This window comes from Rhodanobacteraceae bacterium, from assembly GCA_016713135.1.
Classification (GTDB): Bacteria; Pseudomonadota; Gammaproteobacteria; order Xanthomonadales; family SZUA-5; genus JADKFD01.
The window spans coordinates 282477-306863 of record JADJPR010000022.1; the positions used below are offsets into that span (position 1 = coordinate 282477).

Annotated in this window: 21 protein-coding genes; 9 read left to right on the forward strand and 12 right to left on the reverse strand. The window is 67.5% G+C overall.

Features of this window, described 5'->3' with window-relative positions; all coding sequences use genetic code 11:
- Positions 1-39 precede the first annotated feature (39 nt).
- Entirely contained in the window at positions 40-1089 is a 1050-nt protein-coding gene (locus IPK27_19245; protein MBK8069673.1) for a peptidoglycan DD-metalloendopeptidase family protein, read from the forward strand.
- A gap of 73 nt (positions 1090-1162) precedes the next feature.
- Positions 1163-2128: a histone deacetylase gene (locus IPK27_19250; protein ID MBK8069674.1), complete on the forward strand. Its 966-nt coding sequence runs from the start codon at positions 1163-1165 to the stop codon at positions 2126-2128.
- Between the two features lie 46 nt (positions 2129-2174).
- Here IPK27_19250 and IPK27_19255 read toward each other — a convergent pair whose 3' ends face one another.
- The 5 genes from IPK27_19255 to lexA form a co-directional block, all read right to left on the reverse strand.
- Positions 2175-3305, reverse strand: a complete 1131-nt coding sequence (locus IPK27_19255; GenBank protein ID MBK8069675.1) for a peptidoglycan -binding protein — start codon at positions 3303-3305, stop codon at positions 2175-2177.
- Between the two features lie 10 nt (positions 3306-3315).
- Positions 3316-4374: a flagellar motor protein MotA gene (locus tag IPK27_19260; protein MBK8069676.1), complete on the reverse strand. Its 1059-nt coding sequence runs from the start codon at positions 4372-4374 to the stop codon at positions 3316-3318.
- A 315-nt stretch (positions 4375-4689) separates the two neighbouring features.
- Positions 4690-6273, reverse strand: coding sequence for a DNA polymerase Y family protein (locus IPK27_19265; protein MBK8069677.1), 1584 nt, complete (start codon positions 6271-6273; stop codon positions 4690-4692).
- 201 nt (positions 6274-6474) lie between these two features.
- The gene (imuA, locus tag IPK27_19270) at positions 6475-7146 is read right to left on the reverse strand and encodes a translesion DNA synthesis-associated protein ImuA (protein MBK8069678.1); all 672 of its coding nucleotides are present in this window, start codon (positions 7144-7146) and stop codon (positions 6475-6477) included.
- A gap of 88 nt (positions 7147-7234) precedes the next feature.
- Positions 7235-7855, reverse strand: a complete 621-nt coding sequence (gene lexA, locus IPK27_19275; GenBank protein MBK8069679.1) for a transcriptional repressor LexA — start codon at positions 7853-7855, stop codon at positions 7235-7237.
- A 124-nt stretch (positions 7856-7979) separates the two neighbouring features.
- Between lexA and IPK27_19280 the strand changes: the two genes are divergently transcribed.
- Both IPK27_19280 and IPK27_19285 read left to right on the forward strand, forming a co-directional pair.
- Positions 7980-8219, forward strand: a complete 240-nt coding sequence (locus IPK27_19280) for a hypothetical protein (GenBank protein ID MBK8069680.1) — start codon at positions 7980-7982, stop codon at positions 8217-8219.
- A 62-nt stretch (positions 8220-8281) separates the two neighbouring features.
- Positions 8282-9421, forward strand: a complete 1140-nt coding sequence (locus tag IPK27_19285) for a hypothetical protein (GenBank protein MBK8069681.1) — start codon at positions 8282-8284, stop codon at positions 9419-9421.
- Positions 9422-9535: 114 nt separating this feature from the next.
- Here the strand turns inward: IPK27_19285 and IPK27_19290 are convergent, their stop codons facing one another.
- On the reverse strand, positions 9536-10003 hold the full coding sequence (locus tag IPK27_19290) for a hypothetical protein (GenBank protein ID MBK8069682.1): 468 nt from the start codon (positions 10001-10003) through the stop codon (positions 9536-9538).
- A 73-nt stretch (positions 10004-10076) separates the two neighbouring features.
- Here IPK27_19290 and IPK27_19295 point away from each other — a divergent pair, with 73 nt between their 5' ends.
- Positions 10077-10466 carry a RidA family protein gene (locus tag IPK27_19295; GenBank protein ID MBK8069683.1) on the forward strand — a complete coding sequence of 130 codons (390 nt, stop codon included), beginning with the start codon at positions 10077-10079 and terminating at the stop codon, positions 10464-10466.
- 20 nt (positions 10467-10486) lie between these two features.
- Here IPK27_19295 and IPK27_19300 read toward each other — a convergent pair whose 3' ends face one another.
- The gene (locus IPK27_19300; GenBank protein MBK8069684.1) at positions 10487-11875 is read right to left on the reverse strand and encodes a phosphomannomutase/phosphoglucomutase; all 1389 of its coding nucleotides are present in this window, start codon (positions 11873-11875) and stop codon (positions 10487-10489) included.
- 107 nt (positions 11876-11982) lie between these two features.
- Between IPK27_19300 and IPK27_19305 the strand changes: the two genes are divergently transcribed.
- On the forward strand, positions 11983-12381 hold the full coding sequence (locus IPK27_19305) for a nuclear transport factor 2 family protein (protein MBK8069685.1): 399 nt from the start codon (positions 11983-11985) through the stop codon (positions 12379-12381).
- A gap of 31 nt (positions 12382-12412) precedes the next feature.
- On the opposite strand, the gene IPK27_19310 is transcribed toward IPK27_19305, so the two are convergent.
- Together IPK27_19310 and IPK27_19315 are read right to left on the reverse strand one after the other, a co-directional pair.
- Complete coding sequence (locus tag IPK27_19310; protein MBK8069686.1) at positions 12413-13366, reverse strand: peptidylprolyl isomerase; 954 nt, start codon at positions 13364-13366, stop codon at positions 12413-12415.
- Between the two features lie 107 nt (positions 13367-13473).
- Positions 13474-14016, reverse strand: a complete 543-nt coding sequence (locus IPK27_19315; GenBank protein ID MBK8069687.1) for a DUF2058 domain-containing protein — start codon at positions 14014-14016, stop codon at positions 13474-13476.
- A gap of 805 nt (positions 14017-14821) precedes the next feature.
- Between IPK27_19315 and IPK27_19320 the strand changes: the two genes are divergently transcribed.
- The 3 genes from IPK27_19320 (at position 14822) to IPK27_19330 (ending at position 20192) form a co-directional block, all read left to right on the forward strand.
- Positions 14822-16879, forward strand: coding sequence for an EAL domain-containing protein (locus tag IPK27_19320; GenBank protein MBK8069688.1), 2058 nt, complete (start codon positions 14822-14824; stop codon positions 16877-16879).
- Between the two features lie 26 nt (positions 16880-16905).
- Positions 16906-18333 carry an exodeoxyribonuclease I gene (sbcB, locus tag IPK27_19325; GenBank protein ID MBK8069689.1) on the forward strand — a complete coding sequence of 476 codons (1428 nt, stop codon included), beginning with the start codon at positions 16906-16908 and terminating at the stop codon, positions 18331-18333.
- A gap of 401 nt (positions 18334-18734) precedes the next feature.
- Positions 18735-20192, forward strand: a complete 1458-nt coding sequence (locus tag IPK27_19330) for a DUF4785 family protein (protein MBK8069690.1) — start codon at positions 18735-18737, stop codon at positions 20190-20192.
- A 55-nt stretch (positions 20193-20247) separates the two neighbouring features.
- On the opposite strand, the gene galU is transcribed toward IPK27_19330, so the two are convergent.
- The 3 genes from galU to IPK27_19345 form a co-directional block, all read right to left on the reverse strand.
- A complete protein-coding gene (gene galU, locus IPK27_19335; protein MBK8069691.1) occupies positions 20248-21144 on the reverse strand; it encodes a UTP--glucose-1-phosphate uridylyltransferase GalU in 897 nt (298 codons plus the stop codon).
- Between the two features lie 261 nt (positions 21145-21405).
- On the reverse strand, positions 21406-23223 hold the full coding sequence (locus tag IPK27_19340) for a polysaccharide biosynthesis protein (GenBank protein ID MBK8069692.1): 1818 nt from the start codon (positions 23221-23223) through the stop codon (positions 21406-21408).
- 68 nt (positions 23224-23291) lie between these two features.
- The gene (locus tag IPK27_19345) at positions 23292-24314 is read right to left on the reverse strand and encodes a hypothetical protein (GenBank protein MBK8069693.1); all 1023 of its coding nucleotides are present in this window, start codon (positions 24312-24314) and stop codon (positions 23292-23294) included.
- Between the last annotated feature and the right edge of the window lie 73 nt (positions 24315-24387).

Here is a 24387-nt window from a genome sequence, read left to right on the forward strand (position 1 = left end):
GCGGCCGCCGTGGCCCTGGCGGGCTGCACCCGCTCGGTCATGGTGCAACCGGCCGACGAATCAGCCCCGCCGCCGGTGCACCGCCCCACACCCAGCGCGACGGCAGGCGACAGCTATACCGTGCAGCCGGGCGACACGCTGTACAAGATCTCGCTGCAATACGGCGTGGACTACCGCGATCTCGCTGCCTGGAACGGCATCGAGGCGCCATACACCATTTATCCCAAGCAACGCCTGCGAGTCAGCGAGCGCAAGGCCCCGGCGGCATCACCGGCGCGTCCGGCCGCCTCCGCCACGGCAACGGCGGTCGCAGCCGCACCGCCGCCGGCCAACGCCGAGCGCGTAGGCGCCGCAGCGACGCCTGCGGCAACCGCCGGCGCGCCGGCCGCTGCCAGCAGGCCCGCCCCGGGTCCCGGCTACGATCCGAACCTGGGCGTGACCCTGCCGGAAGGCGCGCAGCCGATTTCGGCGGGCCCGTCGACCGCGTCCACTTCAGCTGCGCCGGTGTTCGAACCCGATGCGCCCTTGCCGACGGTCGCCGCTGGTGCGGCAACGACGCAACCCGCGCGCCCCGCGGCGGCAACAACGCCTGCCACGACGACGGCAGCTCCGACTCCGGCACCCGCCAATCCACCGACCGCCCCGGCCACGGTGACTGCTCCCTCCACCGCAGCCCCGGTCACCGGCGCCACGGACATCGCCGGCAGCAAGCCGAGCGCCGCCGGCTGGATCTGGCCGACGCCCGGCAAGGTCGTCGGCACCTATGCCGCCGGTGATCCCACGCGGCAGGGCATCGACATCGCCGGTGAGGCCGGCCAGCCGGTGCGCGCCGCGCGCGATGGCGAGGTGGTCTACAGCGGCGCCGGACTGATCGGCTACGGCGAGCTCATCATCGTCAAGCACTCGCCGGAACTGCTCTCGGCCTACGGCCACAACCGCGTGCGCCTGGTCAAGGAAGGCGACAAGGTCAAGTCCGGTCAGAAGATTGCCGAGATGGGCAAAAACGCCGCCAACCGGGTGCTGCTGCATTTCGAAGTGCGCAAGAACGGCAAACCGGTCGATCCCTTGCCGCTGCTGCCGGCGAGGTGACCTGGGGGATGCGGGCGGCAGCTCGCGCAAGCACTCTTCCCGCACCCCGTGCCGCATGCCCGGTTGCGCGTTCATGAACATCTATACCAGCGACCGCTTCGTGCTGCCCTTGCCCGCCGGGCACCGGTTTCCGATGGCGAAATACCGCCTGCTGCACGAGCGGGTGCAGGCCAGTCTCCCGTCCTTGGGCGCCCGCCTGCTGGAGGCGCCGCGCGCGGATGACACCGCGGTACTGCGCGCGCACACCGCCGACTATATGGCCAAGGTGCGCGACGGGACACTCAGCGCCGCCGAGCAACGGCGCATCGGCTTTCCATGGTCCCCGGAGATGGCCGAACGCACACGGCGGGTGTCCGGCGCGATGATGGCGGCACTGGGCAGCGCCATCGAGGGCTGCGGCGTTGGAGTGAACCTGGCAGGTGGCACGCACCACGCCGCCGCCGGGCACGGCGCGGGCTACTGCATCTTCAACGACAGCGTGGTCGCCGCGCGCCATGTGCAGGCGCTCGGACTGGCGCGCCGCGTGCTGGTGATCGACCTCGATGTGCACCAGGGCGATGGCACCGCCAGCATCTGTCGCGACGACCCGAGCATCTACACCTTCTCGATCCATTGCGCGCGCAACTACCCGGCGGTCAAGCCGCAGGGCGACCTGGACGTGGCGCTACCGGCGGGCACCGGCGATGCCGAATACCTCGCCGTGCTGGAACGCAACCTGGCCTACGTCCAGGCGCAGTCACGACCGGATGCAGTGATTTACCTCGCGGGTGCGGACCCTTTTGCGGGCGATGCGCTGGGCTACCTCGAACTCAGCAAGGAAGGCCTGCGCCAACGCGACCAGATGGTGTTCGACCATTGCCGTCGGCACTCGCTGCCGGTGGCGGTGAGCATGGCCGGCGGCTACGCCCCACAGGTCGGCGACATCGTCGACATTCACTACGCGACGATCGAGGCCGCCGCCGCGCTGGCGCGCGACGACGGCTGGTATCCCCCGCGAAAACCCCAGCAGGTATACGCCTGCACCCTGGTCGACGACTGAGTTACTTTTTCGCGGGCGTCTGCGATGGGGGAACCGATAGCGCGGCTCAGCGATTGGTCAGCTGGATCTCGATGCGCCGGTTGATGGCGTAGGCCGCCGGGGTTTCCGCCGGGTCCAGCGGACGGAACTCGCCGAAGCCGTTCGCCGCCAGCCGGTTGGCCTGGATGCCGGACACCACCAGGTGCTTGACGATGGCGATCGCGCGCGCGGTCGACAGTTCCCAGTTGGACGGGAAGCGCGCGGTGCGGATCGGGCGCTTGTCGGTGTGTCCGTCGATGCGCAGCACCCAGTCGATCTCCGGCGGGATTTCCGCGGTGACTTCCAGCAGCGTCTGCGCCAACTGGTCGAGCTGCGCCTGCGCCGCGGGCGTCAGTTCGTCGGTGCCAGAGGCAAACAGCAGCTCCGAGGGAACCACGAAGCGATCGCCGACGATCTGGATGTCGGCGCGGTTGCCCAGCACCTCGCGCAATCGGCCGAAGAAGTCCGAACGGTAGCGCTGCAACTCGTTGACCCTGTTGGCCAGCGCCAGGTTCAGCTCCTTGCCCAGCTCCTCGATGCGCACATCCTTGGCCTTGCTCTGGGCCTTCGCCAGGTCAAGTGAGGCCGACAGCTCGGCGAGTTGCTGGCGCAAGGCGGCCACCTGGCGGTTCAGCAGTTCCACCTGCGCTGCGGACTTGGCGCTGAGGTCGGTCTGCACCGCGAGCTTTTCCTGGTTTTCCTCCAGCTCCGCCAGGCGCGATGCAACTTCGCTCTCGAGTTGCTTCTTCAGCTCGGCCAGCGCGTTGATGTCGGCGGTCAGGCGTGCGACTTCCGACTCGCTGCCCTCCAGTTGTGCCTGGGTCTGGGTCAGCGTGGCCTGGGTCTGGTCCAGCGACAACCGCAGGGTATCGCGTTCGCCGGCGGTGCTGGCGAGCGAGGCGGACAGCTCGCCCACCCGTGATTCCGCCTTGAGCTTGGCTTCGCGCTCCATCGACAGGCTGCGCGCCAGTTCGGCCAGCTCGGCATTCAGCGCCGCGAGCGCCTTGTCGCGGCCGGACAGCGCGTCGGAAAGCACGAACTGGCCGACCGTGAAGATCAGCAGCACGAACACCAGCACCATCAGCAACGAGCTGAGGGCATCGACGAAGCCCGGCCAGAAGTCGATCGAGCGTCGGCGGCGCGAGGCGAGGGTGCTCATCGCGGCGGCCTCAGGCGGCCGGCCGCTTGTGCTCCATCGCCGCGGCGATGGTGCGCGTCAGCAGGCGGAACTCGGAACGCAGTTCCTCGCTCAGCTGGTGGCCGCCGCCTTGCGCCTGGGCCATCGCCTTGAGCACGCCGCGCAACTCCTGCTGCGACTGCGCCAGCTCGCTCAGCCCGCGAGACTCGCGTCCGAGCAACTCACCGAGCTTGCCCAGTTGCGCATTCAGCTCGACCAGTTGCTCGGCGCTGGCGCGCCGCTCGCGTTCGCTGTCGACGATCGCGCGCTGCATCCGCTCCAGGCCATCGGCGGTCTGCTCCAGCAGCGCCTGCACATAGGCTGGTACCGAGGTGTCGCTCTCGACCGCCATGCCGCTGCTGCCACTCAGCTTGGTCATGCCGGAAAGCCAGTCTTCCAGCTCGGTGTAGAAACGATTGGCGGTGCGCGCGGCCTGCAGGTCGAGGAAGCCCAGCACCAGCGAGCCGGCGAGGCCGAACAGCGAGGTCGAGAAGCTGGTCGCCATGCCGGACAGCGGGGCCTGCAAGCGGGTTTTCAGGGTCTCGAACATCGCCACCGCATCGGCGCCGGCAGTCATGCCGCCGATGATCTCGCCGACGGAGCCGATGGTCTTGAGCAGGCCCCAGAAGGTGCCGAGCAGGCCGAGGAAGATCAGCAGGCCGACCAGATAGCGCGACAGATCGCGCTGTTCCTCCAGCCGCAGGTGCACGCTGTCGAGGATCGAGCGCATCGAGGCGGTGTTCAGCGTCAGCGGCCGGCGCTCGCTGCGCGCCAGCATCTGCGCCATCGGCGCCAGCAACACCGGCGGCGCATGCGCACGCTCGGGGTTCGAGCGGCGGAAGTGGGTGATCCAGTTGACCTCATGCTGCAGCCGCGACACCTGGCGCACATTCGCGAGCACGCCGACCAGGAACACCAGCAGGATCACCCCGTTGAACACCGGGGTCGCGCCGAAGGCGCTCAGCAGCGGCTGGTACAGGGCGGCGCAGGCGAGCGCGACCAGCCCGAGGAAACCCAGCATCCACACCAGCGCACGATTCGGTTGGCTCATCGATAGCTCTCCAGCAGCGGCCGTCTCATCCTGCCGAAGCAGACCTGAACGGTAGACGTGTGAGTGCAGCAGAAGTGGGGCAGGGGGCGGGGGGCAGGGGACCGGCCATGCGGCGGGCTGGGCCTTGCGTCACTTCGCGAATGTGCTCCGGGGTTGGTCGCAGAAGCGGGGCAGGGGGCTAGCGGACAGGGGACCAGCCATGCGGCACGTGGATGCCACGCGGTGGGCTCGGCCTTGCGTCACTTCCCAAATGTGCTCAGGAGTTGGTCCCTTGCCCCTTGACCCTTGCCCCGCCTTTTCGCTTTCACCCTCAGCTCAGGCAAACCACCCATGCAGGTACCAGCACTCCGGTTGGCGCAGGTCCTGGTAGACCCAGGCGCGGGCGCCGGGGCTGGGCTGGAAGCTGTCGCGGGCGTGCGGGTCTGCCCGGGCGCCGCCGGACACGGACGCCGCCAGCGCCTGTCGCGCCGCGCCCGGTGCGCACATGCGGGTGGCGTCGATGACCTCGGCGAGGTAGTAGTCGCGGCGCACATCGTCGTCGTCCCACCAGCCGGACTCGATGCGCTCGGCGCCGGAGATCAGCATCACCGCGGTGACATCGATCGGCAGCGGCTCGGGCAGCAGGAAGGTCGGGCGCGGGGCATCGGGCGACGCGCCTGCGCCGGGTCGGATCTGCGGCGGCCCGTCGGCATTCGGGCGCCAGCGGCTGGCGTATTCCGGACGGTGATCGGCAATCCACTGCGGGCGCAACAGCACAGCCTCGCCCAGGCGCGCGGTCAGCCGCTCGATCAATGGTGCCAGCGCGCCGGACTGGTTTTCGTCGCCGAACAGGTCCTGGGGCTTCGGCGCGAGCGTCGGCAGACACGCCACTTCCAGGTGGATGCCGAGCACCGGGCGCGGGAAGCGCATCCGCTCCAGCCGCGCGCGGGTCAGTCCGTACAGGTGCGCGGCATCGCGGCTGGGTTCGATCAGGCCCACTTGCAACTGGCAGATGTCGCCGATGCCGGGGCGCAGCTCGTCGCTGCGGCATGCCGATTCCAGCGCGAAGCGCAGCAGGAAGTGCTGCACGCCGCCATCGCGCGCGACCAGCACCGCAGCGAGGTCGCCGAGCATGCGCTTGAGCGGGAAGGCCAGCGCCTCGGTGCTGGCGCAGGGGGCCGGCAGCTCCAGCCAGGCGTGGTAGCTGTCGGGCGGGCGGTAGAGTTCCAGCGCCTCAGGCAGTTCGCCGCGCAAACGGCCGAGGTAATCCAGCACCGGCTGGCCGAAGCGACGTGCCACGCCGGCGCGCGGCAGTTTCGCCAGTTCGCCCAGGGTGCGCACGCCGGTGGCGGCCAGCGTGGCCACGGTGCGACTGTCGAGCGCGCTGTCGCCGAGCGCGACCGGTGCCAGCGGGTACAACAGGCCGGAACGCGCTGGATCCCGCCGCGCCACCTCGGCACGCAGCCGCGCGGCGGCCGGCGTGGCGCCGTAGCCCAGCAATCCGAGGAAACCGAGCTGCGCCAGGTCGGCCTCGATCAGCCCGCGCAGGGCATCGTCGCCACCGAACAGGCGCGCGCTGCCGCCGAGTTCCAGCAGCAGGGCGTCCTGGCCCTCCAGGCAGACGCGGCTGGTGTAGCGATAAGCCCAGCCGGCCAGGTGTTCCAGCATCTGGCGCTCGGCCAGGCGGTCGCGGCGATGGATTGCCAGCGGCGCCAGCGCCTGTGCCGCCGCCAGCCGCTGCCCGGCGCGCACCCCGCAGGCTGCCGCTGCGGCATCCGCCAGGTGCACCTCGGCGCGCTGCTCGGGCCCATCGATCACCACCCGCGGTGCAGCCGCCGGCGCCTGCGCCTGTGCGCGATCGATCAGGTCCAGCGCGAGGCGGGGCAGGGCGAGGCAGAGCCAGTTGCGGTCGGGGCTCATGGGGCAGGTGGTGGGTTGTGGTGGGTGCACCATCCGTGCCGCCTCAGCTGTCGGGTATCAACAGTGGGTCAAGGGGCGAGGGGCAGGGGACCCGGCTCGCGACACGATCGACCCGTGCGGCTGACTGGGGCCCATGCCCCCTGACCCTTGCCCCGCTTCTGTGCGTCTGCCGTTGCCGCCCACGACCCACAACCCGCCACATCACGCCCGCACCCGCAGCGGCTGCGCCGACGAGCAACTCAGGCCGCGCGCCTTGAGCAGTTCCAGCGGGGCGCGCGCGAGGGGGCGGGGGATGCGCATGCGCAGCGCCGCGGGCGACACCGCTCGCTCCTGTGCGAGCGGGCGGAACACCAGTGCCAGCGAGCGGCTGCCTTCGGCGGCCAGCGACAGCCGCCGCAGCGCACGCTCGTCGGCCTGCTCGGACCACAGCAGCAGGCTGCCGGGGATGCCGCTGGCCAGGATCTGCTCGGCTGCCCACAGCGCGTCGCGTTCGCTGGCGGGCGCGATCCACAGCACGCGGTCCAGCGCCACGCCGGCCTGCGCCAGCGCCTGCACGCACGGCGGGCAGGGCGGATGCACGTACACCAGCGTCTGGCCCGCCCGGGTGCGCTGCGCCAGCAGCGGCAACAGCAGTTCCATCTCGCCCATGCCCGGCTGCGGCAGCAGCACCTCGCACAGACGCCCTAGCGGCAGGCCGTAGCCCGGCAGTTGTGCATCCAGTCCCTGCCAGCCGGTCGGCTGGGTCGGCAGCGGTTTCTGCGAGCCCTCGCGGGCGCGCCAGATGTCCTGGTGCTGCAGCAGATCGGCGGTGGACACCGCGGCGGCGTCGGTGGTGGAGGGGACGATGGCAGGCAAGGCGCGCAGGGCGGACATGACGGTGGTTCCTGATGGGGCTGCTACAGAATCGCCATCGTCGTCTCAGGCATTGAGACGGCACGCGTCCTGGACCGCGATGCCGTGCCTACACGAGCCCGGTCCGCACCACGCCGACCGCCAGCCCTTCGATGGCGAACGCCTCCTCGGGGTCCACCTCGATCGGCGCGTAGGCCGGGTTCTCGGCGCACAGGCGCACGCGCCCACCCTCGCATTGCAGGCGCTTCACCGTGACCTCCTCGCCCAGCCTTGCCACCACGATCTGTCCCGGTTCGGCACTGGCGCTGCGGTGCACCGCGAGCAAATCGCCGTCGAGGATGCCGGCGCCGGTCATGCTGTCGCCGCGCACCCGCAGCAGGTAATCGGCCCGTGGATGGAACAACCCGGCCTCCACCGCGATCTCGGACTCGATGTTCTCGACCGCCAGGATCGGGCTGCCGGCGGCCACGCGCCCGACCAGTGGCAGGGTCGACCCGCTCCGCACAGCCCTCCCGGACAGCACGCGGATGCCACGCGAGCGCCCTGGGGCGATCTCGATGGCGCCCCGGCGCGCCAGCGCACGCAGATGCTCCTCGGCCGCGTTCGGCGAGCGGAAACCGAAGGCGCTGGCAATCTCCGCGCGGGTCGGCGGCGCACCATTGCGCAGGTTCTGGTCGACGATCCACTCGAGGATCTGACGTTGCCTGGGGGTCAGCGAGTTCTCATCCATGCACTGTATTTTCATACAGCTTCATCGGCCACACAAGGGCCGGCGTTATCCTTGTCGCCGGGTGCGCGATACATCAGGCCGCCCGATTGCGCCTGAGCAACCTGAATCTCACGGGAGGCGGGCCATGGACCTGAGGCTTTGGATGGTTGTCGGATGGATGGCGCTGTGCAATGCCGCATCCGCGCTCGACAGCACGCTCGACGCCAGCTTCGGCAGTGGCGGCCAGCGTGTGCTGAGCTATCAGGTGGCCAGCAACGAGCCCGACCAGGGCCTGGCGATCCTGCACGACAGCCTGGGCCGCCGGATCGTCATCGTGGTCCGCCGCAACCCGTTCCCGCTGGCGCCGGAACGGCCTTCGAACTGATCCTGTTCCGCTACCTCGGCGATGGCAGCGTCGACACCAGCTTCGGCTTCGGCAGCGGCCAGGTGCGCGCGACCACCGACTGGAGCGACTTCCGCGGCGCGTTGATCGACCGTCAGAACCGGATCGTGGTGGTCGGCACCACCCTGGTCGGCTCGCCGCAGACCGCCTCGCTGCAGGTGCTGCGGTTGACCGCCGCAGGCGAACGCGACGGCAGCTTCAATGGCGGCACTGGCAACAATGGCATCGTCGCCTACGGTTTCGGGCCCAGCGCCGCCAACCGGATCATTGCGATCGCACTGATGCCGAATGACGACCTGGTCACCGCGGCGGACCTCGACCAGGGCAATGGCGACATCATCCTGCAGCGGATCAGCGGATCCAGCGGCACGCCCGTGGCCACCTGGGGCGATGGCTTCGGCTTCAAGATCGTCGACCTGCAGCCATCCGCGAATGCGGCGCGCGACACCGTCGTCGGCCTGGCCGTGCTGCCGGACGGACGCCTGCTGGTGCTCGCCCAGTCCTGCACCAGTGCCCTGGGCTGCCTGCCGGCGGCGGCGCAACTGACCGCCACCACGGGTCAGCTAGACACCAGCTTCTGCGCCAGCACGGCCTGCATGAACGCCTCGGTGACGGGCGCCAACCGGGGACGCCGAGTGGTCCGCAACCTGCAGTACGACGGCCAGGCGGTGACCCAGATGGCGGTGACCGTGGGCCTGCGCGACGATGCCGGGCGGATCATCCAGGGCGGCCGCGCAACCTTGGCCTCTGGAATGGCTGCACCCTTGCTGTTCCTGCGCCTCAACCCCAACGGCGAACTCGACACCGGCTTCGGTTCGCCTGCCACGCCGGGTTTCCAGGGGCTCGCCCTCGCCGGAGTGCCGCTGGCAGCCAGTGCCTTGCTGCGCGACGGCAACGGGCGCCTGGTGGTCGGCGGGCAGGGCGATTACGCCGGCCTGCGCCGGATCTTTGTCGCCCGCCTGGGCGACAACGGCCAGCCGGACGTCAGCTTTGGCGCCGGCACGGCACTGGTCGAGTATTTCGCTGCGCCGGCGGCCGACGATCGCGCCCTGCGCGCGCTGGCCCTGGATGGCACGCGCATCCTGGGGCTCGGCGACTTCAACGGCGGCAGCAACCGCGACGCCTTCCTGTTCCGCCTCGGCGGTACCGAGGATGGGCTGTTCGCGAGTGGTTTCGAGAATTGAGCGCATGCAGTGTGCGCTTGTACCCGGCCAGGGCGTTTCCCGTAGCGAGCCTGCAACCAGAGATCGATGAACCTGCAGCCGCCGCCGTTGGCGGTTTTCCAGCGGCCGCGCGGTTCAACCCTTGGGCTTGAGCCACTCGTTCTCGACCACGGCGCAGGTCTCGCCCAGTTCGCGGCTGAGAAAATCCATGTTCGGGCGGTCGAGGATGCCCTCGCGCAGGGGGCCGAACTGGCGGTCGAAACCGCTGGCCGACTTGGCTTTCCGAGCGGCGATCTTCTTTGCCTCTGTTGCCAGTTCCTCGGCGTGCGCTGCGCGCCAGGCGGCGTAATTCGATGCGGTACGGCTCTTGAAACTCTGTCGCGGCAGCGCGCACATGGCCTTGTACGGGCCCGGCACGCGTGCCGGGTTGTCGCCACAGGCCTCGCGCAAGGTCTGGTCGATGCGGATGCAGTCGTCGACAGAGATTTCGATCATCGCCGCGACATCGCGGGCGCGCTGCGCCGCGGCGTCATCCGCAGCAACAGCGCCGGCGGCGGTCGCCAGGCCGAAGGCGAGGGTGACGGCTCGAAAGATGGTGTGCATCGGGCTTCCCGCTGGCGCGAAACGGCGCGGAGTATGCTCGAAGATCCCACCGTCCCGCAGCAGGATCCCGCGCATGCCCGGCGAGCGCCATCTGATCAGTTCCGGTTCCACCTTCGAGGCCGAGATCGGCTACTCGCGCGCCGTAGTGCAGGGCGACTGGATCTTCGTCTCCGGCACCACCGGATTCGACTACACGACGATGTCCATCGCCGACGACATCGTCACCCAGACCGCGCAGTGCCTGCGCAATATCGAGTGGGCGCTGGCCCAGGCCGGCGCCAGCCTGGCCGACGTGGTGCGCGTCACCTACATGCTGCCGGATGCCAGCGAGTTTCCGCAGTGCTGGCCGGTCCTGCGGCAGTATTTCGGCGAGATCCGCCCGGCCGCGACGATGATCGCGGTGGGCCTGGCCGATCCGCGCATGCGCATCGAGATCGAGGTGACTGCCTTGCGCCGGACCTGACGATCCGGTGCCGCACCTCCTCAGTGCCCGGCGGCCACCCGGGCATCCGGCTTGACCGCGAGGATCTGCGCCATGAACTGCGCCTGGATCCGTGCCAGCGCCTCCGGGGTGTGGCCCTCGAAACGCAGCACCAGCACCGGCGTGGTGTTGGATGCGCGCACCAGGCCGAATCCGTCTGCGTACTCGGCGCGCAGGCCGTCGATGGTGATGACCTCCAGGGCACCGTCGAAACGCGCGGATTCGCGCAGTTTCTCGACCACCGCGTGGTGCTCGCCTTCGGCGCAAGGTACGTTCAGTTCCGGTGTGCTGAAGCTGGTCGGCAGCGCATCCAGCACGGCGCTCGGGTCGGCCGAGCGGCTGAGGATCTCCAGCAGGCGCGCGGCGGTGTAGGTCGCGTCGTCGAAGCCATACCAGCGCTCGGCGAAGAAGATGTGCCCGCTCATCTCGCCGGCCAGCGGTGCGCCGGTTTCCTTGAGCCTGGCCTTGATCAGCGAATGGCCGGTCTTGTACATCGACGGTTTGCCGCCGGCCGCGCGGATGGCCTGCGCCAGGCGTTGGCTGCACTTGACGTCGAAGATGATCTCGCCACCCGGCACGCGTGCCAGCACATCCTGCGCAAACAGCATGATCTGGCGATCGGGGAAGATGTTGTGGCCATCCTTGGTGACCACGCCCAGGCGGTCGCCGTCGCCGTCGAAGGCGAGGCCGAGGTCGGCGCCCTGAGCCTTCACGGCGGCAATCAGATCGGCCAGGTTCTCCGGCTTCGACGGATCCGGATGATGGTTCGGGAAGTCGCCGTCGACCTCCGAATACAACTCGCTGACGCTGCAGCCCAGCGCGCGCAGGATGCCGGGCGCCGACGCCCCGGGAATGCCGTTGCCCGAGTCGACCACGATCTTCAGCGGGCGCGCCAGGCGACAGTCGCCGATGATCCTGGCGGTGTACTCGGCGAGCACATCCAGGTGCACGAACCCGCCATCTCCATCCACGTAGTCCTCGGCCTCGATCCGCTGGCGCAGTCGCTGGATGTCCTCGCCATAGATCGCGCGGCCGCCGAGCACCATCTTGAAGCCGTTGTAATCCTTGGGATTATGGCTGCCGGTGACCTGGATGCCGCTGCTGCAGCCGGTGTCGCCGCGGGTGGCGGCGACGTAGTACAGCATCGGCGTGGTCACCGCGCCGAGTTCGATCACATCGATGCCGCTGGCGCGCAATCCGCGCATCAGCGCGGCGCTGAGCGCTGGCCCGGACAAACGGCCGTCGCGCCCTACCGCCACCGCGCGCTCGCCGAGGGTCCTGGCCTCACTGCCGAAAGCGCGGCCCAAATGCTCGGCGAAGGCCTCGTCGAGCGTCTGGCCGACCACACCACGGATGTCGTAGGCCTTGAAGATGGATGCGGCGACCTGCATGAGGGTTCCAAAGGTGGCGTCGGGGCCGCGGATTCTAGCCGGCATCACACGAGGCGCTTGCCAGATGGTCCCGGTTAGACTCGGGAAACCGTTCGAGGAGTGCACCGATGGATACGCTCGCCCGCTGGCACCATGTCGTCGCCACACGCGATCCCGCCGGCCTCGACGCGCTGCTGGCGGACGAGGTGGTGTTCCACTCGCCGGTGGTGCATACGCCTCAACGTGGGCGTCTGCTGACGCGGATGTACCTGACGGCGGCAATGCATGTGCTCGGCAATGCGAGCTTCCGCTATGTGCGCGAAGTCGTCGGCGCCATGGATGCCGTGCTGGAGTTCGAGGCCGAGGTGGACGGCATCACCGTCAACGGCGTCGACATGATCCGCTGGGACGCGCAAGGCCGGATCATCGACTTCAAGGTGATGGTGCGCCCGGCCAAGGCGATGGCGCTGCTGCAGCAGAAGATGGCGGAGTTGCTGGCGAAAGTGGGGAAGGGCGCCAGCGCCTGATCGCTGCGCTGGCGTATTCCCTCGGCCCGGCTCAACCGCCGGTGCAGGACTCGGTGGTCGGCGACGTCAGCGCCTTGACCGGGATCGTGCCGTTGCCATAGATCGAGGTGTAGCTGAAGCTGCCGGTATCGCAACCGGTAAAGCGCACGGTCAGGCGGCCCCAGGCCGGGTTGCTGGTCACCTGGCTGGGGTTGAAGGCCGGCCCGAACTGCGCGCCAGTGCTGATCTGCAGCGGGACTTCGACCTGGTGCGCGCCCCAGGTGAACGGCGCGATACCGATCATCCAGATCTGGCGGCCCTCGAAGAAGTCGTACCAGGACACCACCAGCAGCGGATTCGCGTCGGTGCCGGCGGCATGCGCGATCTCGATCAGGAAGCCCTTGCCGGAGTTGTTGGGGTCATACCAGGTGGCGGTATGCACCGGCAGGATCGGGAATTCATTGGCGGCGACGCGCACTGCACGCTTGAGCAGCGGGATGCGGATCGGCTGGTCGGTGTTGATGAAGACCGGATTGTTGTTGAGCGTGTCTAGCGTGCGAAATCCGAAAACCAGGCGCCCGAAGACGGTAAAGCTCGGATCCAGCGCAGCGGCATTGTTGCCGGTATTGATGTAGAAATCGCTGGTGGCGCTGTTGACGTTCGGCGGATTGCCGGAGAGCGCCATGGCGATGGTTCCCAGGGTGTTCGACAGGCCGTTGTTGCGCTCGGAGCCGATCGCCGGGCGCTGCGGCAATTCGACGCCGTTCTCTTTGTAGCGCCCGCCCTGGACCACGAAATTGCGCGCGGCGCGCTGTAGCAGCGTGGAGTCGTAGCCGCCCGCATCGACATAGGCGAGGAAATTGGCAACCGTGTTCGGCGCTCGCGTGCTGTCGAGTTCCAGCAGCATCGGGCCGCGCTCGGTGTCCAGCAGCACGCGCGGATTCTGTGCCTGGGCCAGGCTGGCCAGCGCCAGCAATCCCAGCACAAGCAGGGAACGGATTGTCATTGTCGGTGGTCCAGCCAGTTCAGGGAGCCGCCGAGGATACCCCGCGGCGCGGCCGCTTCCGCCCGCGCCGGGCACCCGGTTCAGCGCAGTTTTCCGAATTCACCGGATCACCAGATCAGGTCGTCCGGCACCTTGAACTTCGCGTAGTAGTCATCGTCCGTGCTGTTGGCTGGCGTCGTTTGCGGCTCCGGCCGACCGTGATCGAGGGCGATCACGCCGCCGCGCGATGCCACCGCCTCTGCGCTCGCGCGCGGCAACAGGGCATAAGAATCTCCGTCGCGAGCGATCACCAGCGTGCCCTTTGCCAACTGGGCGCGTATTTTTTCATCCACCAGCAGGCTGCGGATCTTGCCGCCGTCGACGAACCGGTAGGGAATCTCGCCGGATGTCTTGATCTTGTGGTGCTCGATCAACTGCCGTACCTGCGCTTCGAGTTCCCTGGCACGAAGCTGTGCGTTGCGTTCGGCGGCGAGCGCGCGATCGCGTTCCGCTTTCTCGGCCGCAAGCTTCTGCGCGTCGATCTTCTCGGCCGGCGGCGTGGCTGGTGCCTTGCCATCCCGCTGGCGCGTCTGGGCACGCACGGTGGCGTCGACTTGTTGTTTCTTCACCAGGCCGGCTTTCAGCAACTGGTCCTGCAGGAGATTGCGCATGGCGACAGGAAGGGCATCGGCAGAATGGTTCGATTGTAGCCTTCGTCCGGCGACGCTCGCAGCGTGCTGGCGAGGCGTTGCCGGAAGGGCGCAGCACCTTGGGTTGTTTCGTAATTGACATAATGCACATTAGACGATGTTGCTGATGCTTGGCCGGCCCAATCCATGTGCCTTGCACAACAATCACCTGTTTGATGCTGCGCGCACATTCACCGTGAGAGGTTTTGGCGATACCCTTCACCAGATTGAAGGTTCAGGGGCCAGGGGGAATGGACCGAGTCCTGCTGATCGAGGCATCGGCGACGCGTCGGCGAGCGTTGTCGACGATGCTCATGCAGAAAGGCTTCGAGGTCGCGGTCATCGCGACCTACGCCGAAGGCTTGTCCCTGCTGTCCAGTGTCGAGCGCGAGAAGTACTCCGCTCTGGTGGTCAGCTGGCCGGAATACTCGGACCACCGCGCGGACGACGTGTTTGCGCTGCTGCGCGCGCGCGACTGGGTCACGTTGCCGGTGTTGGTGATGGCCGATTCCACCGACGCAGGCGCCGTGAATTGGCTCATGAAACGCGCCAGCACCGCGCTGCTCTTGTGGTCGGACTATTCCGACGCCCCCGAAGCGCTGCACAAGCTGATCCATCCGCAGCAGCGTCCGGCAGCCGCCGAGCCGCGGACTGGCGCCGAGCAGTTGCGGGTCCTGTTTGTCGATGACTCACCGACGGTACGCATAGCCTTCAAACGCCTGCTGGCCGCGGAAGGATTCCAGGTCGAAACCGCAGTCAGTGCCGAAGACGGACGCGAAAAGCCCTGGTGCAGGATTTCGACATCGCCATCGTCGATTACTTCATGCCCGGCGACAATGGCGCGATGCTGGTCAAGCAGTTGCGCGACACGCCCAAGACCAGCGGCATCCTGGCCGCGATCATCACCGGCACCTATTCGGACCGCGTGATCACCGAATCCCTCGGCGCGGGCGCGGTCGAGTGCATGTTCAAGTCCGAGGCGCGCGAGCTGTTCCTCGCGCGGATGCGCTCGCTGTCGCGCACCGTTCTCGACCGCAAGGCGATCGACAACGAGCGGCGCCGCCTGCAGGGCATCCTGACCTCGGTCGGCGAAGGTGTTTACGGCGTCGATTCGCTCGGGAAGATCCAGTTCATCAACCCCGCCGCACTCGACATCCTGGGCTATCCGCATGACGAGGCGCTGGTCGGCCAATGCGCTGCCGATCGCTTCCATTACGCTTTCGAGGACCGCACGCGGATTCCCCGCCAGGCCTGCTTCCTGTCGCAGTGCTACCACGACGGCAACCAGGTCACCGGCTGGCAGACCGTGTTCTGGCATGAGTCCGGGCGTTCGGTGCCGGTGGAATGCACGGTTTATCCGCTGGAGATCGACGGCAAGCGCGAGGGTGCAGTGGTCGCATTCCGCGATGTCTCCCAGCGCCGCTTGCTCGAAGAGGAACTGCGCTGGGCCGCCAGCCACGACGCGCTGACCAAGCTGCACAACCGCGCGCACTTCGAGCAGCAGTTGCAGCAGGAAGTCGCGCGCCTGCGCCGTTCAGATCAGTCCAGCCTGTTGCTGTTCGTCGATGTCGACCGCTTCAAGTACATCAATGACACCCTCGGCCACGCCGCCGGCGACCAGTTGCTGGTCGAAGCCAGCCATCGGCTGCGCAGCCGGCTGCGGGTTTCCGACACCCTCTCGCGCATGGGCGGCGACGAGTACGCACTGATCCTGCGCAACTCGCACCACGATCCGGAACAGGTTGCGGACGACTTCCGCAAAGCATTGTCCGGGCAGCTTTTTTCCTATGGCGACAAGCACTACCGCATCACCGCCAGCATCGGCGTGGCGGTGCTCGACCGCCAGGTGCTGTCGCCCTCGGAAGCGATGGCGAACGCCGACATCGCCTGCCACATCGCGAAGAACAAGGGCCGCAACCAGGTCCACGTGTACTCCTACGACACCGACCAGCGCGCATCGATGGACGTGGAGCTGAACTGGTCGGCGCGGCTGGAAGAGGCGATCCGCGACAACCTGTTCGTGCTCTGCTTCCAGCCGATCCTGCCGTTGCCGAGCATCGACCTGGGCGAATTGCCGGTCGCTGACGGCGATCTGTGGATGCGCCACCTGCATCATGGCCGGCCACGCCGGGTGTACTACGAGGTGCTGCTGCGGATGCGCAGCGCCAGCGGCGAGCTGGTTGCCCCCGATGCCTTCCTGCCGACGGCCGAGCGCTACAACATGATGTTGGACATCGACCGCTGGGTGATCCATCACGCGCTCAAGGCCCTGCGCGAAAGCCAGTCGCTGGATCCGGATCACTTGCTGGGGCTGTCGATCAACCTGTCGGCGCAATCTCTGGGCGCCAACGGCATCGGTCGATACGTGATGGACAAGCTGGTCGAGTTCAACGTCGACCCGGCCCTGGTGACCTTCGAGATCACCGAAACCAAGGCAGTCACCAACCTGGACGCGGCGCGCGAGCTGATTGCGCAGCTGCGTGGCCTCGGATGCCGGTTTGCGCTGGACGATTTCGGCTGCGGCTTCTCGTCGTTCACGCACCTCAAGCACCTGGACGTCGATTTCCTCAAGATCGATGGATCCTTCATCCAGGGACTGCTGGAGGATCCGGTGGATCGCGCGGTGATCACCGCGATCAACGCGATTGCCCATTCGGTGGGCAAACGTACGGTTGCCGAGTATGTGGATCGGCCTGATGTGCTGGCCGCCCTGCTCGATTGCGGTGTCGATTTCATCCAGGGCTACTACGTCGGGCGCCCGACCGCCGATCTGCGCGGCAGCTATCAGCGTTCGCGGCAATGGCATGCCCTGCTCCCGGCGACCACCCTGGCTGCCACCGGCTGAGGGCTCCCGCGTGCCAGACTTGGCGCATGAATCCATCCGCGCAACCGACCTTCCTGTGGCACGACTACGAGACCTTCGGCGCCGATACCCGGCATGACCGGCCAGCCGAGTTTGCCTGCTGGCGCACCGATGCCGATTTCGAACCCGTTGCCGCTCCCGAGACCTTCCGCTGCAGGCCCACGCTCGACTACCTGCCAGAACCAGCGGCCTGTGCGGTCACCGGTATCGGCCCGGAAGCAGCCTACGCGCAGGGTCTCGACGAGCCTGAATTTGCCGCGCGCGTGCATGCGCAGATGTCCGAGGCGCAGACCTGCACACTCGGCTACAACAGCATGCGTTTCGACGATGAAATCACGCGCCATCTGTTCTGGCGCAACTTCATCGACCCCTATGAACGCGAGTGGGCGCGCGGCAATTCGCGCTTCGACCTGATCGACCTGATCCGCGCGGCCTATGCCTTGCGCCCCGGCGGGCTGCAATGGCCGATGCGCGAGGACGGCCACCCGAGTTTCAAGCTGACCGACCTGAGCGCCGCGAACGCCCTGCCCCACAGCCATGCACATGCGGCGCTCTCGGATGTCGAAGCGACGCTGTCGCTGGCACGGCTGCTGCGGCAGGCGCAGCCACGCCTGCTGGACCACGCACTCGGATTGCGGCTCAAGGCTCGCGTGCTGGAGATGGCGGACTGGCGCCGGCGTACGCCCTTGATCCACGTATCGCAACGCTTTCCGGCCGAGCGCGGCTGCCTCGCGGTGGTTGTCCCGGTGGCGATGCATCCCAGCCAGGGTGGCAAGATCATTGTCGTGGATGCACACCAGGACCCGACGCCGCTGCTGGAATGGGCACCAGAGAGACTTGCCGAGATGATCTTCGCGCCTGCAGATGCCCCAGGGCGGGTCGCCCTGGGGCTCAAGCTGGTGCATGCCAACCGCGCGCCCTTCCTGGCACCGCTCTCGGCGCTCAAGGGAGTCGATCTTGCCCGCATCCGCCTGGACCGCGCCGTGGTGGATCGCCATTGCGCACGGCTACGGAATGCCGATGGCCTGGACGAGCGACTGCAGCAGGTCTACCGACTGCTCGACCAGCAGCCGCAAACGCACCGCGATGCGGATTCCGCGCTGTACGACGGATTCATCGGGGATGCCGACCGCGTGCTCGCGCGCAGGTTCGCGCAAGCAGACGCCGCAGGGCGGACGCAGATGGCCAGTCAGTTCAATGACCACCGGCTGGCCACGCTCGCTCTGCGCTTCCGCGGCCGCCATCACCTGGCGGAGTTGGACGCGGTCGAGCGGCGCCTGTGGCTGGAACACTGTCGCGCGCAACTGCAGCGACCCGGACGCGCCCTCGCCGACTATCTCGCTGCGGTTGACGCCATCGCAGTCGATCGTGCGGAACTCGGCGACGATCTGCGGCGCTGGGGCGATCGCGTCAGCGCGCACGCGATGGGCGAGTGAGTCTGCAACTGGGGGAACTGATCAAAGAGCGTTTGACGCAAAGGACGCAAAGGGGGAAGAGCAAGGACGCAAAGGAGTGCCAAACGGGGCCCTTCGCTTCCGGCGAGCGCAAGGATTGGGATTGTCGCGCACGCCAGACCTGCGCCCCAGCCCCCAGTCCCCAGCCCCGCCTTTCCCGGATCAAGGCAGGGATGAAGCGCCAGAATGTGAACTCAATCAAACTCTCTTGCTTCAATACGCGGCCGTATGGTACGTTTTCCCTCGCTTGCGCTTGGGAGGGTCGCTGGCACTGCACGGGACGGCTGGGGAGCCGTCCGGTGCGCTCCCTTGAGTGAGATGGGGTGCGGAGCCGGGGCTCTGAGCCGGCCCTCCGCCGAATTCACGTCATTGGGGAGACATCCATGTACCGCGCACTGCTTGGCCTCGTCCTGGGCCTGGTGTTGGCTACACACGCGCACGCCAATCGGGGCGTCGCATTCATCCACGGCACCGGCCACCAGACCAACGCGCTGGACGACTACTGGCAGCGCCCGTTCGTCGACAACGTCCGCGCCGGCCTGGCGAACAGCGCCAACTACGTGGTGATCAACTGCAATTTCGAGAAGTACTGGTGGGACAGCGCTGCCGCTGGCTGCCTCGCCGGCCAGCTCACCACCTTCATCAGCTCGCGCGGCATCACCGAGCTGACCATGATCACGCACTCCAACGGTGGCAACGTCCCGGCGCAAATCTCGTCGCAGACGGCCAAGGCGACCACCGCGCTCGAATCGGAACCTGTGCAGTTTGCCTGGCGCCTCGACGATGCTGCAGCCCTGCAGGCGGTCGCCACGCCGCACCTGGCGTCGAGCAAGGAATACTGGGACCGCCGCAGCGCCGATGAACTGGCCGCCGGCGTCGCTATCCCGACCACCTCTCCGGGTGCCATTGTCCGCCTGAGCCCGGTTGGCGACGCGTCGGCCAAAGCGATCGAAGCCCGCCAGGTGATCCTGCGCAAGGGCGACCAGGCCTTCTCCAATGGCGCCGGTATGCAGGCGCTCGCGGACAGCGAAACGCTGGAAAAGGGTTCGGCCCCCTTCCCCGCCGGCTCCACGGTGTTTCGTATCGATCCCGCGCTAGGTGCGGGCCGTTTCGAATTGCAGGCAGCAACTGCCAGCGGCGATACCGTCGTGCACGTTTTCGAGCCGGACAGCCCGATCCGCCTTGATCTCAAGGCGGATCGCGTCAGCTACCAGGCGGGCAGCGAAATCCGGATCGACGCACAACTGATCGACGGCGAGCTCAAGCGTTCCGTTGACGAGATCACCGGCCTGGTGACTTCGCCGGGAGGCCAGGTCCGCGAAATCGAATTCAGCGTCGACAAGTCCGGTGGCTACCGCGCGATCCTGCCGGCGGATTTCGCCGCGGAATCCGGCATCGGCGGGTTGTTCGAGGTCCAGGCATTCGCACGCGCGAAGGGTGCGCAGGGGCAAGTGCTGCGCGACGCGCGCACAGCCTTCTCCTACACCGTGCCCAGCGCGCGCTTCACCGGATCGGCACGGACCGTCCCGGTGCGCATGCGCGATCCGGTCGTGTACCTGGAGTTCGACGTCGAAGTCGCTGCGGCCAGTCGCTATCAGATTGGCGGTGTGCTCTACGGTACGGACAAGAACGGCAGCAAAATCCCGGTGGCCATGGCCCAACGAGCGGAGCGCCTCGAGCCGGGCGTGCATGGCATGACCTTGCTGTTCGGCCCGGATGTGCTCGATGGCGCCAAGGCCGGTGCGCCTTGGGAAATCCGCGATCTGCAACTGGTCAACCAGGCCGACATGGGCCTGCAGGAGCAGCGGGTACAGGCGTTGGTGCTCGATAGCACCCGCTGATTCCCAGTCCGGGACGCGCCCGCTCGGGCGCGTCTCGGAATCAACCGCGCCTGGGTCACTCGGCCGGCTCTTCCTGGGTCATGCCCGCCATCAGTCGGCGCACATCGGCGCCGATTTCCGGGTCGTCCAGCGCCAGCCGCAAGGTGGCGTGCACGTAGCCGAGCTTGGTGCCGCAGTCGTAGCGCACACCGTCGAAGCGATACGCGTGCACGGGTTGCTCGGCCAGCAACGCGGCGATCCCATCGGTCAACTGGATCTCGCCACCCGCGCCGGGGCGGGTGTTTTCCAGCAGGTCGAAGATCCGGCTGTCGAGCACGTAACGGCCAACCACCGCAAGATTGGACGGCGCCACGTCCGGCCGCGGCTTCTCGATGATGCTCTCGATGCGCATCAGGCCTTCATTGACCGGCTGGCCTGACACGATGCCGTACTTGCCGGTGTCCTTCCACTCGACCGGCTCGACGGCAATGACGCTGCCGCCATGCTCCGCCTGCACCTGCGCCATCTGGGCGAGGGCGCCGGGTCCGTCGCGATTGACAATGAAATCATCGGGCAGGATCACGCCGAAGGGCCCGTCCGCCACGGCCGGGCGCGCGCACAGCACCGCATGCCCCAACCCACGCGCCTCGCTCTGAAGCACGAACACGGGGCGCACCTGGTGCGGCAGGATCTCGCGGACCACTTTCAGCAATTCGGTCTTGTTGCCCGCCTCCAGGCGTTGTTCCAGTTCGAAAGCCAGATCGAAGTGATCGCTGATCGCACGCTTGTGCCGGTTGACCACGAATACCAGCGTGTCGGCACCCGCCGCCACGGCTTCGTCCGCGGCCCACTGGATCAGCGGCCGGTCCATCACCGGCAGCATCTCCTTGGGCACCACTTTCGTCGCCGGCAGGAATCGCGTGCCTAGGCCAGCGACGGGGAAGACAACTGTGCGCAAGCGGGTGGCGGTCATCGGCTGGGCATTCAAGGTGTTGTCCGAGAGGATAGCGCGCGGAATGCGGGTGTTGGTTCCTGGTGTTGGACCAAGCCGGTGTTGGTATTGGTTGTTGGTGTTGGAATAAGCCAAAGGTGCCAGTTCGCAGAACACCGCTTCAACCAACAGCGAAACAGCCTCAGCAGCCGGGTCCGGTTCCTGGTGTTGGAATAGACCAGACGCCGCGCCCCGCAAAACACCGCTTCAACCAACACCAACAACCAACACCAACACCTGCCCTCAGGCCCGCTTCAACGGCACCACATTCTCCGCGTCCGCCTGCATGCGCCCGGAGAACTCGGGGACAAAGCGGCTGAGAATCTCACGCAGTTCGTCGACGGCGTAGCGGCGGACAGCGGCGTCACCCTGATGCAGTGCCTGGCTGAGTTCGTCTAGGTTCACCGCGCGGTGCTGCGCGAGGAAGATCTTCTGGTGACGCGTCTGCTGGTAGCTCTCATGTTCGTGGAACAGTTCCTCGAACAGTTTTTCGCCCTCGCGCAGCCCGGTGTAGACGATCTGGATGTCCTGCCCTGGCAGCTTGCCGGCCAGGCGGATCATCTGTTCGGCGAGGTAGCGGATCTGGATCGGCTCGCCCATGTCGAGCGCAAAGATCTCGCCACCCTGCCCCAACGTGGCCGCCTGCAGGATCAGCTGGCAGGCCTCCGGGATGGTCATGAAGTAGCGACTGATCTCCGGATGGGTCACCGTGACCGGCCCGCCCTGGCGGATCTGCTCGCGGAACAACGGCACCACGCTGCCCGCCGAATCCAGCACGTTGCCGAAGCGCACCGTCAGGAAGCAGGTGCGCGAGCGCTTGGCCAGGTTCTGGCAGAAGATCTCGGCAACGCGCTTGGTGGCGCCCATGACATTCGCCGGGTTCACCGCCTTGTCGCTGGAAATCAGCACGAAGGTCTCGACGCCAGCCTCGTCTGCAGCCAGCGCGATCGCGCGTGTGCCCAGCACATTGTTGCGGAAAGCTTCGCGCAACTGCTGCTGCAACAGCGGCACATGCTTGTAGGCCGCCGCATGGAATACCACCTGCGGCCGCAGGGTCTCCATGACGTGGCGGCAGGTGGCCGGGTCGCAGACGTCGCCGAGCGCGGCATCGAGTTCCAGGTCGGGGAACTCGCGCTTGAGCTGGCGCTCGATCTGGTAGAGGTTGTATTCGGACTGCTCCAGGATGCCGAGCGCGGAAGCACCGAGCCGCGCCACCTGGCGGCACAGCTCAGCGCCAATCGAGCCGCCGCCGCCGGTCACCAGCACGCGCTTGCCACTCAGCGCCTGGCGGATCGCGGTCCAGTCGAGCTGCACCGGCTCGCGGCCGAGCAGGTCCTCGATCGCCACTTCTTTCAGTTCGTTGAACGCCGAGCGCCCGGCCACCACATCCTGCAGCCGCGGCACCGTGCGGAACGGCAGGCCGGTCTCCTCGCACATCTCGACCACGCGGCGCATCTCCGCCGTGGTGGCGCTCGGCATCGCGATCAGCAGCATGTCGGCCGCGACTTCGCGTGCCAGGTCGCGCAGTTCCTCGATCCGCCCAAGCACGGGGATTCCGTGCACCCGCGCGCCGCGCAGCAAGCGGTTGTCGTCGAGGAAGCCGACCGGCAGGTATTGTCCTTCCGCACGCAAATCGCGCACCAGCATCTCGCCAGCGCGTTCCGCGCCGAGCACCAGGACGCGCTTGCGCGACGAGCGCTCGTAGAAATCGAGCCGACTGTCCTTCCAGAAGCGATAGGCCAGCCGCGGAAGCCCCAGCAGCACCGTCATCAGCACCGGATACAGGACCAGCACGCTGCGGGGGACATTGCCCAGGCGGTCATACAGGAACAGCGCGAGGCCAATGCTGAGCGCGCCGAGTACCGAACCGCGCACGATGTTCCACAGATCCGGCAGGCTGGCGAAGCGCCACAATCCTTTGTAGAGCCCGGTCCACCAGAAAATGCTGCCCTGGATGGCCAGGACCAGCAGCACCTCGGTGGGTGTCAGGACACTGAGGGAGGTTTCGACCTCGAAGGAAAGACGAATCGACTTGGCCAGGTACCAGGCGATCAGGATCATCGCCAGGTCATGCCCGACGACCGCACTGCGCGGATGGATAAGCGCGACAAAGGCACGCAGGGCGCGGCTCACTGGCGCACCCGCCGACGCGCGAGCGCGTGGTCCCGGGCCAGACGCCAGAGAAATGCGCCGAGCAAATAGCTTGCGATGACAGCGGTCAGCATGGATTCCGTGCGCAGCGGGCCGATCAACAGGACGACGAGGGCGATGCCAGCACTGCAGGCCAGATAGGTCAGCGTGGTTCGCGCATGCCCCCAACCGGCGCGCGTAAGCCACTGATACAGATGCTCGCGGTGCGCAGTGTACCACCGGCGCCGGGGTCGCCGGAGCATGCGCCAGAGCAGGGTCAGCGCGGTGTCGAGGAACACCGGCAAAGCCAGCAGCAGCGCGCCGGCCGACCACGCTGGCGCATCCCGGACCGGCATGACCGCCAGCGCGATGACGACCAGACCGAGGCTGGCGCTGCCCACATCACCCATGAAAGCGCGTGCCGTGGGAAAGTTGCTGGGCAGGAACCCAAGCACGGCGCCCGCTGCCAACGCCGCAAACCAGGCCGAGGGGGTGTCGCCGGCGATCAGCGCGAGCACCGCAAGCGCAGCGGCGACCACGATCGCCTGGCAGGCCGCCATGCCGTTGATCCCATCGATGAAGTTCCAGAAATTGATCGCCGGCACCGCCAGCAGCGGCAGACAGATCGCCAGCGGCCAGGGAAGTTCCGCCCCCAGCGTCGGCCAGGCAGCGAACAACAGCAGCAGCGCAGCCAGGACATGCGTGGCCAGTCGCGGCAGGACCGGCAGGCCGCGGCGGTCGTCGATCCAGCTGACGGTCGCCACCAGAAACAGCGCGAGCGAGGCACCGATGGCCCAGCGGCCCAGCGGCTCGGACCATCCCAACGCGATTCCCCAGGCGCTCCACCCGGCCAGGATCACGGCGACGAAACCGATCCCGGCGCCGCGCGCGGTAGGCGCCACATGCATGCGCCGCGCGCCTGGTTCGTCGTGCATCCGTGCCGCACGCGCCCAGGCAATGGCGAGCCCGGTCAATAGCGCGCTGGCGAGCGCGGCAACGATGGCGAGCAGTGCTGCACTCACGCGAGCGGCATCCCTTGCGACCCACGCATTTTCGCCGAACCCGTCGCAGGACAGTAATTTGCAGGTGATGATT